Raw genomic sequence first — 14,354 nt, forward strand, 5'->3', positions numbered from 1 at the left:
CGGCGACGTGGAGGTGGACCGGTGCGGCATTCCGGGATGCCCGAGGCCCGCGGACTCTACGACCCCGACCGCGAATCGGATTCCTGCGGCGTGGGCGCGATCGTCGACCTGCGCGGCCGCAGCACCCACCGCACCGTCGCCGACGCACTCACCGCGCTGCGCAACCTCGGCCACCGCGGCGCCTGCGGTCGCGAACCCGCCAGCGGTGACGGCGCCGGCATCACCCTCGCGGTCCCCGCCGCGCTCCTCGACGCCGTCACCGGCTTCGAACTCCCGCCGCCGGGGTACTACGCCACCGGCCTGTGCTTTCTGCCCCGCGACCCGCGGCGCCGGGCGACGGCGCGACGGCGGATCCACGCGCTCGCGGCCGAGGAGGATCTCCAGATCCTCGGCTGGCGCGAGGTTCCCGTCGACCCGTCCGGCCTCGGGCGCACCGCCGGAGCGTGCCGACCCCACATCAGCCAGCTGTTCGTCGCCGCCCCCCGCACGGGCGGCGTCCGGCCCGCCGGCGTGGACCTCGACCGGCGGGTGTATCCGCTGCGGCGCCGCGCCGAGCACACCGGCGACGTCTATTTCCCGTCGCTGTCCGCCCGCACCGTCGTCTACAAGGGCATGCTCACGGCACAGCAGTTGCCGGCGTTCTTCCCCGACCTGCGCGATCCGCGCTGCGCCAGCCCGATCGCGCTCGTGCACAGCCGTTTCTCCACCAACACCTTCCCGTCGTGGCGGCTCGCCCAACCGTTCCGGTACAGCGCCCACAACGGCGAGATCAACACGATCCGCGGCAACCGCAACCGGATGCACGCCCGCGAGGGACTCCTGCGCACCGGCCTGCTGCCCGGCGACCTGACCCGGTTGTTCCCGGTCTGCGCCCCCGACATGTCGGACTCGGCCTCCCTCGACGAGGTCCTCGAACTGCTCCACCTCGCCGGGCGCTCGCTGCCGCACGCGGTGACCATGCTCGTCCCGCCCGCATGGGAGAACGAGCCCGACCTCGATCCCCGGCGACGCGCCTTCCACCGCTTCCACGCCGCGCTGCTCGAACCGTGGGACGGGCCGGCGTGCCTGCCCTTCACCGACGGACGGCTGTTCGGTGCCGTGCTCGACCGCAACGGGCTGCGACCCGGCCGGTGGTGCCGCACCGCCGACGACCGCGTCCTGTTCGGCAGTGAAACCGGAATCCTCGACCTGCCACCGGAACACATCGTGCACAAGGGCCGACTCGAGCCGGGCCGGATGCTCCTCGTCGACACCGTCGCCGGCCGCATCGTGCCGCCCGACGAACTGCTCGACACCCTCGCTGCCGCCCACCCCTACGGTCGGTGGCTGCGTGACGGGCAGATCGACCTGGCGGATCTGCCCCGCCCGGGCGGGCACCCCGCCCCGGACCACGACCAGGGCCGGACGCACCGGCTGTTCGGGTACACCCGCGAGGACCTCGAGGTGCTGCTCGAACCGATGGCCGCGACCGGTGCCGAACCGCTCGGCTCGATGGGCGCCGACATCGCCCCCGCGGTGCTGTCGCCGCGTCCCCGGCTGCTCTACGACTACGTCGTCGAATTGTTCGCGCAGGTCACCAACCCGCCGTTGGACGCGATCCGCGAACGGGTCGTCACCTCGATGCGGCGCGTCGCCGGCCCGGAGGACAACCTGTTCGACGCGTCCCCGAAGTCGTGCCGGCAACTGGTGCTGCCCGGCCCGGTCCTCGACACCGACGAACTCGCCGCCGTCGCGGCACTCGGCCCGGACGGGCCGCGCCCGGACCTCGCCTCCCGGGTCCTGCCCGCGCACTTCGCGGCCGGCGGCGACCCCGGCGAGGCCCTCGCCGCCGGGCTCGCGGACCTGCGCCGCGCCGCCGACGCCGCCATCGACGCCGGCCGGGGCATCCTGATCGTCACCGACCGCGGTTGCGGGCCGGACCGCGTCCCCATCCCCTCCCTGCTCGCCGTCTCCGCCGTGCACCACCACCTCGTCCGCACGCGGCGGCGCACCCGCGTCGCGCTGATCGCCGAATCCGGGGATGCGCGCGAGGTCCACCACGTGGCCGCGCTCGTCGGATTCGGCGCCGCGACGGTGTGCCCCTACGTCGCCCTCGACACCGTGCGCTCACTCGCGGCCGCCGGGCGCATCCCCGGCACGGACCCGGCGACGGCCGCGGCGAACTACCGGCGCGCCGTCGTCTCCGGGGTTCGCGAGGTGATGGCCAAGCTCGGAATCTCCACCCTCGCCTCGTACACGGCGGCGCAGACATTCGAGGCCGTCGGCCTTGCCCGCGAGGTCGTGGACGCGTATCTTCCCGGCACCGTCTCCCGGCTGGGCGGCGCGAGCCTCGCCGACCTGGCCCGCGACGCCCGTCGCCGGCACCGGACCGCCTTCGAGAACCGGTGCGCCGAAACGGCTCTCGACAGTGGGGGCGTCTACCGGTATCGACGCGACGGCGAACCTCACCTGTTCACCCCGGAGACGGTGTTCCTGCTGCAGCACGCGACCCGCACCGGGCGGGCGGACGTCTACGCGCGGTACTGCGCCGAGATCGACCGGCTCGCCGCCGCGGGCGGAACCCTGCGCGGGCTGTTGCGCACCGTCGCCGCGGATCCGATCCCGCTCGACGAGGTCGAGCCGGTGGAGGACATCGTGCGCCGCTTCGCCACGGGGGCGATGAGCTACGGTTCGATCTCCGGTGAGGCGCACGAGACCCTCGCCGTCGCGATGAACCGCCTCGGCGGCCGGTCGAACTCGGGGGAGGGCGGGGAGGATCCCGACCGCCTCGGTGACCCGCTGCGCCGCAGCGCCGTCAAGCAGGTCGCCAGCGGCCGCTTCGGTGTCACCGCCGCCTACCTCGCCGACGCGACCGACCTGCAGATCAAGATGGCGCAGGGAGCGAAACCCGGTGAGGGTGGCCAGCTTCCCGGCCACAAGGTGTACCCGTGGATCGCCCGTACCCGGCACGCCACCACGGGCGTCGGACTGATCTCCCCGCCGCCGCACCACGACATCTACTCCATCGAGGACCTCGCCGAGCTCGTCCACGACCTGCGGTGCGCCAACCCGCAGGCCCGCATCCACGTCAAGCTCGTCAGCGGCGTCGGCGTCGGCATCGTCGCCGCCGGCGTCGCCAAGGCCCATGCCGACGTGGTGCTGATCTCCGGCCACGACGGCGGCACCGGGGCGGCCCTGCTCACCGCCCTGCAGCACACCGGCACCCCGTGGGAGATCGGGCTCGCCGAAACCCAGCAGACCCTCGTGCTGAGCGGCCTGCGCGACCGCATCACCGTGCAGTGCGACGGCGGGCTGCGCACCGGCCGCGACGTGATGATCGCGGCGCTGCTCGGCGCCGAGGAGTTCGGGTTCGCCACGGCGCCCCTGGTGGTCCTCGGCTGCATCCTCATGCGGGTGTGCCACCTCGACACGTGTCCCGTCGGCATCGCCACCCAGAACCCCGAACTGCGGGAGAAGTTCACCGGCAGAGCGGAATTCGTGGAGCAGTTCTTCCGGTTCGTCGCCGGGGACGTGCGCCGGCGGCTCGCGGCGCTGGGCCTGTCCCGCCTCGACGACGCCGTCGGCCGGGTCGACCTGCTCGAACCCGACGCGGCACTCGAGCACTGGCGTCGCCGGGGACTCGACCTCGCACCCCTGTTCACCCCGCCGGCCGACGCCCTCGGGGCACCCCCGCAGCGCCGCCGCACCCGCCCCGCCGCCGGACCGCCCGACGCGCCGCTGGACCGTGACCTCATCGCCCGCGCGGCCCCCGCCCTCGACGACGGCCGTCCCGTGCATCTCACCGCCGCCGTCACCAACCGTGACCGCGCCGTCGGCACCCTGCTCGGCTGGACCGCCGGTCGACGGTGCGCCACCGGCCTGAGCGACGACACGGTGCGGATCGATTTGTACGGCAGCGCCGGGCAGTCCCTCGGTGCCTTCCTGCCCGTCGGCATCACCGTCACCGTCACCGGCGACGCCAACGACTATGTCGCCAAGGGTCTGTCCGGCGGACGGGTGGTGGTGCGCCCCGACCCGGCCGCGCCGTTCGACCCGCACGAGCAGATCGTCGCCGGCAACACCGTCCTGTACGGGGCCACCTCCGGGGAGTTGTTCCTGCACGGCCGGGTGGGGGAGCGCTTCGCGGTGCGCAATTCCGGCGCCGACGCCGTGTGCGAGGGCACCGGCGACCATGCCTGCGAGTACATGACCGGGGGCCGCGTCGTGATCCTCGGCGCCACCGGCCGCAACCTCGGCGCCGGCATGTCCGGGGGGCTGGCCTACGTCCTCGACCTCGAGCCCGGCCGCGTCAACACCGCCTCCGTGCAACTGCAGCCCGTCGACGACGGCGACCTCGCTCCGCTGCGTGACCTGATCGCCCGCCACCACGCGCGCACCGGATCGGCGGTCGCCGGGGAGATCCTCGCCGAATGGCCCGGCAGTGCGGTCCGGTTCACCGCGGTGGTGCCCGAGGATCTGATCCGCGTCCGCGCCGCGGCGTGCGAGCGCCCCACCCCGGTGGGAGCCGACGGTGCCTGATCCCCGCGGATTCCTGCGCTACGACCGACGCGAACCGCCGCGCCGGCCCGCCGCCGAGCGCGTCCGCGACTGGGCGGAGGTGCACCGGGCGCAGCCCCCGGACGAGGAGGCGCTCTCGATCCGGGAGCAGGCCGCCCGCTGCATGGACTGCGGTATCCCCTTCTGCCACAGCGCCGGCACCGGCTGCCCGCTCGGCAACCTCATCCCCGAATGGAACGACCTGGTGCGTCGTGACCTGTGGGCCGAGGCCGCCGACCGGCTGCACGCCACCGACAACTTCCCCGAGTTCACCGGCCGGCTGTGCCCGGCACCCTGTGAATCCGCCTGCGTGCTCGCCCGGGACGACCACACCGCGGGCGTGACCGTCGAACGGATCGAGCGGGCGATCGCCGACCGGGCCTGGGCCGACGGCCGCGTGCCGCCGCGCCCCCCGGCCCGTGGCACCGGGAGATCCGTCGCCGTCGTCGGCTCCGGACCGGCGGGTCTCGCCGCGGCCCAGCAGCTCACCCGCGCCGGACACGCCGTGACCGTCCTCGAGCGCGCAGACCGGCTCGGCGGACTGCTGCGCTACGGCATCCCGGCGTTCAAGATGGACAAGGCCCTCGTCGACAGGCGCCTCGCGCAGATGCGCGCCGAGGGCACGGTCTTCCGCACCGGCACCGAGGCCGGGATCGACCCGGATGTCGCCACGCTGCGGGCCGGCTTCGACGCGGTGGTCCTCGCGGTCGGGGCCGGCCGCGCCCGCGACCTGGCCGTCCCGGGGCGGGAACTCGGCGGGGTGCACCCCGCGATGGAGTACCTCGTCGCCGCCAACCACGAGTGCGAGGGCGACGGGCCCGCGGCCCTCACCGCCGCCGGACGGCACGTGGTGATCGTCGGCGGCGGGGACACCGGCGCCGACTGCTTCGGCACCGCACTGCGTCAGGGCGCGCGTTCCGTCACCCAGCTCGACTATCGGCCCCGGCCGCCCGGACGCCGCGACGAGGACGTCACGCCGTGGCCGCTCGCGCCGTGGGTGCTGCGAACGGCGCCCGCGCACGAGGAGGGCGGGACCCGCCGGTTCGAAGTGACGGTGCAGCGCTTCGTCGGTTCCCGTGGGCGGGTGCGGGCGCTCGAACTGGCCGAGGTCGACGCGCGCCGCCTCCCCCTCGGGGACCCCTTCGAGATTCCCTGCGACCTCGCCCTCCTCGCCGTCGGCTTCGAGGGGGTCCAGCGCGGACCGCTCCTCGACGCCCTCGGCCTGACCCCCGGCGTCCGGGGCACTCTCGACTGCGACGAGCGCTGGCAGACCTCGGCCCCGGGGGTGTTCGTGTGCGGCGACGCCCACCGCGGTGCGTCGCTGGTGGTGTGGGCGATCGCCGAGGGACGCGCGGCGGCGCGCGGTGTGGACGCGTTCCTCACGGGCGAGTCGGCGCTGCCGGCGCCGGTCCATCCCCGGTCGCTGCATCTGGACCCCCGGCGTTTCCCGGCTCGGCCGCCCGGGTAGGCCACCCGGGAGCGGCGCACCGGTCGCCGCAGGAAAGGAGCGTCATGAGCACGATCACCGAGTCGGTCGACGTCCATGTCCCGATCCGTACGGCCTACAACCAGTGGACGCAGTTCGAGGAGTTCCCCCGTTTCATGGAGGGCGTCGAGCGGATCCGCCAGATCGACGACACCCACACCCACTGGGTCGTCAAGGTCGCCGGCGGGACGAAGGAGTTCGACGCCACGATCACCGAGCAGCATCCCGACGAGCGCGTCGCATGGAGGTCCGACGCCGGGCCGGACCACGCCGGCGTGATCACCTTCCACCGGCTCGACGACACCACCACGCGGGTCACCGCGCAGATGGACATCGACCCCGAGGGCTTCTTCGAGAACGTCGCCGACAAGCTCGGCCTCCTCGATCGCCGCGTGAAGAGCGACATGCGGCACTTCAAGCAGTTCATCGAGGAACGCGGCGTCGCCGACGGCGCATGGCGCGGTGAGGTCGATCGTCCCGGCCCGTGACCGTGGACTTCCGACCGAAGGAGACCCCGTGACGGAGAAGAAGCCGACCGACGGCAACCGGCCCAAGGGGGGCCGGCCCGGCCCGGTGGACGAGGGCAAGAACGGCGGCATGGCGACTCGGGAGCACGCCCCGGAAATCGCCGAGAATCCCACTGCCGAGAACTCCACCGACGACTGATCGCAGAGGCCGGAAGGGGCGATGCGGCCGAACCGCATCGCCCCTTCCGCCGTCGCACGGGCTGTCGACGGTCACGGCATGCCGGGGTCGAGGGCGTCCTCCGTCGGCGCCGCCGACCCCGCTTCGAGCCCGCGCCCGGCTGTGATTCAGGCGCTCGCGGCCGCGGTGGCGCCGGATCCGCTCGCGCGCAGGTCCGTGAGGAAGGCGTTGGCCCACCGGTCGACGTCGTGGTGGAGCACCTGGGTGCGCAGGGACTGCATCCGGCGCGCCGCCGTCGCCGGTTCCTCGGTGGCGGCGATGACGATCGCGCGTTTGACGGCGTCGAGATCGTGCGGGTTGACCAGATGAGCGCGGCGCAGCTCGCTGGCCGCCCCGGTGAACTCGCTCAGGACGAGGGCACCGGTGCCGTCGGTCCGGCAGGCGATGTACTCCTTGGCGACGAGGTTCATGCCGTCGCGCAGGGGTGTGACGAGCATGACGTCCGCCGCGCTGTACAGGGCCATGAGCTCGTCTCGGTCGACGGGCCGGTGCAGGTAGTGCACCACCGGCCGGCCCAGCTGCCCGTACTCGCCGTTGAGGTGGCCGACCTTGCGCTCGATGTCCTCGCGCAACTGGGCGTAGGCGGACACGCGCTCGCGACTCGGGGTGGCCAGCTGCACCATGACGACCTTCTCGGGGTCGAGGGTGCCCTCGTCGAGCAGCTCGTGCAGCGCCTCGAGCCGAATGTCGATGCCCTTGGTGTAGTCGAGCCGGTCCACGCCCAGCAGCAGGGTCTCGGGGTTGCCGAGTTCCTCGCGAACCTGCGCGGCCCGCTCGCGGATGTGGGGGGACCGGACGCGTTCGGCGAAGTGGGCCGAGTCGATCGAGATGGGGAAGGCGCCGACCTGCACCCGCCGGTCGCCGACGTCGACGGTGCCCACGCACGAGTCCAGGTCGGAGTGCGCGCTCGTGTGCAGACCGAGCAGCCGCTGTGCCAGGAACAGGAAGTTGCGGGCGCCGCCGGGCAGGTGGAAGCCCACCAGGTCGGCGCCGAGCAGGCCCTCCACGACGGCGGTTCGCCACGGCAGTTGCAGGAACAGCTCGGTGGGCGGGAAGGGGATGTGCAGGAAGAAGCCGATCTTCAGGTCGGGCCGGAGGTCGCGCAGCATCTTGGGCACGAGCTGGAGCTGGTAATCGTGCACCCACACCGTCGCGCCCGGGGCGGCCGCGTCGGCCGCGGCCTCGGCGAAGCGGCGGTTGACCGCGACGTATGTCCGCCACCACGTGCGGTCGTAGGCGGGAGCGACGATCGCGTCGTGGTACAGCGGCCACAGCGTCGCGTTGGAAAATCCCTCGTAGTAGCCGGCGACCTCGCCTTCGGTGAGGGAGACCGGATGCAGCGTGATGCCGTCCTCGGTGAACGGATCGAAGGCGACGTCGGGGGCGCCGGGCCAGCCCACCCACGCGCCGTCGGCGGCGCGCAGCACCGGCTCCAGGGCGGTGACGAGCCCGCCCGGGCTGCGGCGCCACCCGCCGCGCCCGTCGTCGGCCGACGGGTCGTAGTCCACGGGGAGCCGATTGGCCACCACCACCAGGTCCGCTGCGGTCATCGCGTCGCGCCTCCTTGCTCGACACCGGGGCCGGTCGCTCCGGCAACTGCCGTCGAACTCGTACTTATGACAAGTAGTTTTTGTGTATCACTCGGGGCGGGGCGCGGAGGCACTTCGCCGCGCTCGGTATCCCGGGAAGCGACGCCCCCGCACCCCGCTGGTAGATAATCTGTCTCGCACAATAGAAATTTTGTCAAATGGAAGATGCAATTACCGCGGAACACCGGCCCGGTGCGGTGCGACGGGGAGGGTATCGACGATGTCCTTCCCGCGGAGGGTGGCACGGGCTTGCTTGCCGGCGGTTTCGGCGCCCGGGTGCCGGGGTAATCCGGCTGCGGGGTGCCCGGCACCTACGTGCCGACACCGGCGGGCCGGCGAGACGGCCCGCGGAGGTACTACACACGAGCCTGTAGGAGGAATCGAAGATGGCGAAGTTCACCGTCCCCGGCCTGAGCGACAGCGAGGGCGTCCGGGTGGCCGAAGTGCTGCAGAATCGGCTCAGCGCCTACAACGACCTGCACCTCACCCTCAAGCACGTTCACTGGAACGTCGTGGGACCGAACTTCATCGGCGTGCACGAGATGATCGATCCGCAGGTCGACGCGGTCCGCGGATTCGCCGACGACGTCGCCGAACGCATCGCCGCGCTCGGGTCGTCCCCGAAGGGGACCGCGGGCGCGATCGAGAAGGACCGCTCGTGGGACGACTACTCGGTGGGGCGGGACACCGCCCAGGCCCACCTCGCCGCCCTCGACCTGGTGTACGACGGCGTGATCGGGGACTGCCGCAAGGCGATTTCGGAGGTCGGGGAGATCGATCCGATCACCGAGGACCTGCTCATCGGGCAGACGCGCGACCTCGAGAAGTTCCAGTGGTTCGTCCGGGCACATCTCGAGAACTCGGCCGGAACCCTCGCGCACGAGGGCGCGCGCACCGAACGGCAGGCCGCGGACGAAGCCCGCTGAGCGGGCGAGCCGCCGGCCGGGTCCTTCGCCCGCCGCTGCGCGCAGACATCACCGGTCGCCGGACAGCGCATTGCACACCCCGCGCCGTCCGGCGGCCGGGGGTGTCCGCTGGAGGTCGCTCAGCTGTTGCCGTTGTCCGCCCGCAGGCGCGCGTTGTCCGACTCGAGTCGCGCATTGGCATCCTCGAGCCGGGCCTTGTCGGATTCCAGGCGAGCCTTGTCCGATTCGAGCCGGGCATTGTGGGATTCGAGACGTGCGTTGTGGGACGCCAGTTCGGCGTGGTTCGACTCGAGGCGGAAGATCTGGGCGATGCCGGCCAGATTGATGCCCTCGGCGAGGAGTTCGCCGATGCGTCGCAGGCGCGCCACGTCCTCGTCGCTGTAGCGGCGGGTGCCGCCTTCGGTGCGCGCGGGGCTGAGCAGTCCGCGGCGTTCGTACAGGCGCATGGACTGCGGATCGACCCCGGACAGCTCGGAGGCCACCGAGATGCCGTAGACACCGCGGCGGGAGTGCGGTAGCGGCTCCTTCCTCGTTTTCTCCATTTCAGATTCCCTCGTTCGGTGTCCTCGCTGCCATGGCCTCCGGTGTGCCGAATCTACCCGATCGCCACAGGAAACCTTCCGTGCCGGAGACAATTCCCGGGCGACGCCGGCGCGGACCCGGACCGCCGGGAAGCGGGCTCTCCGGTACGAATATCTCTCTTGTATGACACACATTTTATGCATCGCGTGGGGTGGCCGCGATCGATGCCGCGCCGTTTCCGTGCCCCGCCCCCGCCGTCCGGACGGGAGTGCCGTCCTGCGCCGCGGGCGCACCCCGCCGGATCCGTCTCCGTCACAGGGGGTTCCGCGGGCCGCTCCGGCACCGACGAGATCGGGCGCCGCATCCGGCGGAGGTACGGGGACGGCCGGACCGATGCCCGGGGCAACCGGACGTCGGCCCTCGGCCGAGCGGGCACGGCGTCGGCGCTGCACCGGCTGTGCTCCGCCACCGCCGCACGGGTACTAGGCTCGACCGCGTGACCCGACGCACCAAGATCGTTTGCACCATGGGCCCGGCCACGGCAGACCCCGAGGTCCTGAGGGAACTCGTCGACGCCGGGATGGACGTGGCCCGCCTCAACTTCAGCCACGGCGAACACGCCGATCACGAGGCCCACTACCGCCGCGTGCGGGAGGCCTCCGATACCAGCGGGCATGCCGTCGGCATCCTCGCCGACCTGCAGGGCCCGAAGATCCGCCTCGGCCGGTTCGCCGAGGGGCCGACGGTGTGGAATACCGGCGAGATCGTCCGGATCACCGTCGACGACGTCGAGGGAACCCACGACCGGGTCTCGACCACCTACAAGCAGCTCGCCGACGACGCGCGCCCGGGGGATCGCCTGCTCGTCGACGACGGCAAGGTCGGCCTGGTCGTCGAGCACGTCGAGGGCAGGGATGTGGTCTGCCGCGTCACCGAGGGTGGGCCGGTCAGCAACAACAAGGGCGTGTCCCTGCCGGGGATGAACATCTCGGTTCCGGCGCTGTCGGAGAAGGACATCGAGGATCTCGAGTTCGCCATGCGGCTCGGCGTGGACTTCGTCGCCTTGTCGTTCGTGCGCTCCCCGGCCGACATCGAGCTCGTGCACGAGGTGATGGATCGGGTGGGCCACCGCGTGCCGGTGATCGCCAAGCTCGAGAAGCCCGAGGCCATCGAGAATCTCGAGGCGGTCGTGCTGGCGTTCGATGCGGTGATGGTCGCCCGCGGTGACCTCGGCGTCGAGATGCCGCTCGAGGAGGTGCCGCTGGTGCAGAAGCGGGCGATCCAGATCGCCCGCGAGAACGCCAAGCCCGTCATCGTGGCCACGCAGATGCTCGAGTCGATGATCGAGAACTCCCGGCCGACCCGCGCCGAGGCCTCCGACGTCGCCAACGCGGTCCTCGACGGTGCGGACGCGGTGATGCTCTCCGGCGAGACGTCGGTGGGCAAGTACCCGGTCGAGACGGTGCGGACGATGGCCCGCATCATCGCGGCCGTGGAGTCCGATCCCACCCGGGTGCCGGCGCTGACCCACGTGCCGCGCACCAAGCGCGGGGTGATCTCCTACGCGGCGCGCGACATCGGCGAGCGGCTCGACGCCAAGGCGCTGGTGGCGTTCACCCAGTCCGGCGACACGGTGCGGCGCCTGGCGCGGCTGCACACCCGGCTGCCGCTGCTGGCGTTCACCCCGGTCCCGCACATCCGCAGCCAGCTGGCGCTGACATGGGGCACCGAGACCTTCTCCGTCGAGCCGGTCGACACGACCGACGTGATGGTGCAGCAGGTCGACGCGGCGCTGCTCTCGCTCGGCCGGTACCAGCGCGGCGACCTCGTGGTCATCGTGGCCGGGTCCCCGCCCGGCCGCTCCGGGTCGACCAACCTGATCCACGTGCACCGGATCGGGGAGAAGGACACCCATTGAGCCGTCGCACCGCGACCGATCTCGAGGTCCTCGTCGACCTGCTCGATCTCGAGCAGGTCGACGAGGACCTCTACCGGGGTGAGCACCCGATCCAGGTGGGCAGCCGCACCTTCGGCGGCCAGCTCGTCGCTCAGGCCCTGATCGCGGCCGGCCGCACGGTCGGGGACCGGCCGGTGCACGCGCTCAACGCCCACTTCATCCGCGGCGGCGACGTCAAGGCGCCGATCGAGTACCGGGTGGTCCGGCACCGCGACGGCCGGGATTTCGCGAACCGCATGGTCACCGCCTCCCAGAACGGCCAGGAGCTGTTCGTCATGCTCGCCGCCTTCCAGCGGTGGGGCAAAGGGCTCGAACATGCGGTGAGCGTTCCCGAGGTGCCCTACCCCGATGTGCTGCCGCCGCTCGGGGACCACCTGTCCGGGTTCGAGGATCACCTGCCGCACTTCGTCAACGCCCTCAAGCCGATCGACATGCGGTACGCCAACGACCCCGCCTGGATCCTCAAGGGCACCGGGGAACGTCTCTCGCACAACCGGGTGTGGATGCGCGCCGACGGCGCGCTGCCCGAGGATGCGCTCCTGCACGCCGCCACCCTGGCCTACAGCTCCGATACCACCGTGCTCGACTCGATCCTCACCACCCACGGGCTGTCCTGGGGGCTGGACCGGATCGTCGCCGCCACCGTCAACCACTCCATGTGGTTCCACCGGCCGGTCCGGTTCGACGAGTGGATTCTGTACGCCACCGAGTCCCCGGTCGCGGCGGGATCGCGCGGGCTGGCGACGGGCCGCTACTTCACCCTCGAGGGGGAACTCGTGGCGACGGTCGTGCAGGAGGGACTGATCCGTCATTTCCCGCGCCGCGGCTGACGTGGGCGACCGTGTCCGCGCCCCCGCCGGCCGCGGGGGCGCGGACACACGCGCCCTCGCCGTCACCGCCCGGTCCGCCGCCTGCCGCGCAGTCCCTCGTCCCGCGTGGGGCGCTTCTCATTCCTCCACCCGGCGACGGCGGCGGTCGAGTTCGTCGAGGATCAGCCCCAGTCCGTAGTCGAACTCGTCCGCGAACGAGTAGTCCTTTCCGATCACCAGTTCGCCGACCATTTCCGCCAGGTAGGGGTAGGCGTCGGCCGGCACGTCGATCTCCGAGGCGAACTCCTCGGCGCCGTCCGCCGACGCGAAGGGCAGTTTCAGTTCGGTGAGCACGAAGCCGTACACGTATGCGTCGATCACCGAGAAGGCGTGGGACGCAAGGGCAACCGGGAAGCCGTTCGTGCGCAGGCAACCGAGCACGGCGTCGTGGTGCCGCAAGAGTGACGGACCGGGCGAACGGCGGGACTCGATCAAGGTCAGCGCCCAGGGATGCCGGGCGAGCACGTTCCGCGCCGAGGTCGCCCGGTGCAACATCGCAGGCCGCCACGGTTCGCCCGGTCCGGGCAGCACGATTCCCGCGAAGATCCAGTCCGCGAGCCCATCGAGCAGATCGTCCTTGTTGGCGACGTGGTGGTAGAGAGACATTGCCTCCACGCCGAGTTCCTTGCCGACGTTGCGCATGCTCACCGCGGTGAGGCCGCCGCGGTCGGCTACGCGAACCGCGGCCTCGATGATCCCGATGCGGCTCAGCCCCGGCCGTTCGTTCATGTCTCCCTCACGACTCTTGCGTACTTACAGGCGTAAGCCTAGTCTTCCCGGACAAGACTTACATCCGTAAGGGAGGGCTCATGAAGGCCGCAATCGTCGACAGGTACGGGCCACCGCACGTCGTCCGCGTCGCGGAGGTGCCCATTCCGGTCCCCCGGGACACGGAAGTCCTCGTCCGCGTCGTCGCCGCGGCCGTGACGGCCGCGGACTCGCGGATCCGCGCGGCCCGCTTCCCCCGCGGATTCGGCCCGTTCGCCCGGCTGATGTTCGGCGTGTTCCGGCCCAGGCGAAAGATCCTGGGCGGCACCTTCTCCGGTGTCGTCGAGTCGGTCGGCGCGAGGGCCGGCGGGTACACCCGTGGCGACGAAGTGTGCGGCATGACCGGACTCGCAATGGGGGCGCACGCGGAATACGTCACGGTCCCGGCGGAGCGGGTGGTTCGCAAACCGGCAGCGGTCACTCACCCGGATGCGGCGGCGCTGCTCTTCGGCGGGACCACCGCGTTGCACTTCCTGCGAGACAAGGCCTCACCGGGACGCGGCGATTCTGTGCTCGTGAACGGGGCGTCGGGCGCGATCGGAACCAACGCCGTTCAGCTGGCCAAGCATTTCGGCGCCACCGTCACGGCCGTCACCAGCACCGCCAACCTCGGCCTCGTCTCCGACCTCGGCGCCGACAAGGTCATCGACTACACGGTCACCGATGTGTCCGACCTGACCGACCGCTTCGACGTCGTACTCGACACTGTCGGCAACCTCACCCCCTCGTCCGGACGGAAGCTCCTCACCGACGGGGGCGTTCTGTTGCTTGCGGTGGCAAACCTGTGGGAGACCATGCGCCCCGGCGTCGATGTCAAGACGGGTGCTGCGCCCGAGCGACCCGAGGACGTCGAGTTCCTCCTGGAGTTGTCGGCCGCCGGTCGGCTCGTCGCCGTCACCGACGACATCGGTGGTCTCGACCAGATCGTATCGGCCCACACGCGAGTGGACTCCGGCCACAAGGTCGGCAACATCATCGTCCGGCCCGCGGGGTGAC

11 protein-coding genes are annotated in these 14,354 nt (G+C 71.8%); 8 read left to right on the plus strand and 3 right to left on the minus strand.

Annotation, left to right across the window (positions count from 1 at the left end; genetic code table 11):
• The first annotated feature begins 36 nt into the window (after nt 1–36).
• The 4 genes from gltB to A4U64_RS28500 are packed head-to-tail and all read left to right on the plus strand — an operon-like array spanning nt 37 to nt 6,688.
• Complete coding sequence (gene gltB / locus A4U64_RS09945) at nt 37–4,518, plus strand: glutamate synthase large subunit (protein ID WP_065922512.1); 4,482 nt, start codon at nt 37–39, stop codon at nt 4,516–4,518.
• Nucleotides 4,511–6,004, plus strand: coding sequence for a glutamate synthase subunit beta (locus A4U64_RS09950; protein WP_065922513.1), 1,494 nt, complete (start codon nt 4,511–4,513; stop codon nt 6,002–6,004). The genes gltB and A4U64_RS09950 overlap by 8 nt, the downstream gene beginning before the upstream one ends.
• A gap of 44 nt (nt 6,005–6,048) precedes the next feature.
• A complete protein-coding gene (locus A4U64_RS09955) occupies nt 6,049–6,510 on the plus strand; it encodes an SRPBCC family protein (protein ID WP_006947046.1) in 462 nt (153 codons plus the stop codon).
• 28 nt (nt 6,511–6,538) lie between these two features.
• On the plus strand, nt 6,539–6,688 hold the full coding sequence (locus tag A4U64_RS28500; RefSeq protein ID WP_164528073.1) for a hypothetical protein: 150 nt from the start codon (nt 6,539–6,541) through the stop codon (nt 6,686–6,688).
• A 146-nt stretch (nt 6,689–6,834) separates the two neighbouring features.
• Here A4U64_RS28500 and A4U64_RS09960 read toward each other — a convergent pair whose 3' ends face one another.
• Nucleotides 6,835–8,277, minus strand: a complete 1,443-nt coding sequence (locus tag A4U64_RS09960) for an alpha,alpha-trehalose-phosphate synthase (UDP-forming) (RefSeq protein ID WP_029544039.1) — start codon at nt 8,275–8,277, stop codon at nt 6,835–6,837.
• Nucleotides 8,278–8,702: 425 nt separating this feature from the next.
• Between A4U64_RS09960 and A4U64_RS09965 the strand changes: the two genes are divergently transcribed.
• Entirely contained in the window at nt 8,703–9,242 is a 540-nt protein-coding gene (locus A4U64_RS09965) for a Dps family protein (protein WP_006947051.1), read from the plus strand.
• A gap of 119 nt (nt 9,243–9,361) precedes the next feature.
• Here A4U64_RS09965 and A4U64_RS09970 read toward each other — a convergent pair whose 3' ends face one another.
• The gene (locus tag A4U64_RS09970) at nt 9,362–9,784 is read right to left on the minus strand and encodes a MerR family transcriptional regulator (RefSeq protein WP_006947052.1); all 423 of its coding nucleotides are present in this window, start codon (nt 9,782–9,784) and stop codon (nt 9,362–9,364) included.
• Between the two features lie 476 nt (nt 9,785–10,260).
• Between A4U64_RS09970 and pyk the strand changes: the two genes are divergently transcribed.
• Both pyk and A4U64_RS09980 read left to right on the plus strand, forming a co-directional pair.
• Nucleotides 10,261–11,682 (plus strand): pyruvate kinase, encoded by a 1,422-nt coding sequence (gene pyk, locus A4U64_RS09975; protein WP_006947055.1) that lies wholly within the window; start codon nt 10,261–10,263, stop codon nt 11,680–11,682.
• Entirely contained in the window at nt 11,679–12,551 is an 873-nt protein-coding gene (locus tag A4U64_RS09980) for an acyl-CoA thioesterase II (RefSeq protein ID WP_029544036.1), read from the plus strand. Before pyk ends, A4U64_RS09980 begins: the two co-directional genes overlap by 4 nt.
• Nucleotides 12,552–12,668: 117 nt before the next feature.
• On the opposite strand, the gene A4U64_RS09985 is transcribed toward A4U64_RS09980, so the two are convergent.
• Nucleotides 12,669–13,319 (minus strand): TetR/AcrR family transcriptional regulator, encoded by a 651-nt coding sequence (locus A4U64_RS09985; RefSeq protein ID WP_029544034.1) that lies wholly within the window; start codon nt 13,317–13,319, stop codon nt 12,669–12,671.
• 80 nt (nt 13,320–13,399) lie between these two features.
• Between A4U64_RS09985 and A4U64_RS09990 the strand changes: the two genes are divergently transcribed.
• Nucleotides 13,400–14,353: an NAD(P)-dependent alcohol dehydrogenase gene (locus A4U64_RS09990; RefSeq protein ID WP_065922514.1), complete on the plus strand. Its 954-nt coding sequence runs from the start codon at nt 13,400–13,402 to the stop codon at nt 14,351–14,353.
• The last annotated feature ends 1 nt before the right edge of the window (nt 14,354 follow it).

The organism is Rhodococcus sp. WB1 (assembly GCF_001700945.1).
GTDB lineage: Bacteria > Actinomycetota > Actinomycetes > Mycobacteriales > Mycobacteriaceae > Rhodococcus > Rhodococcus aetherivorans.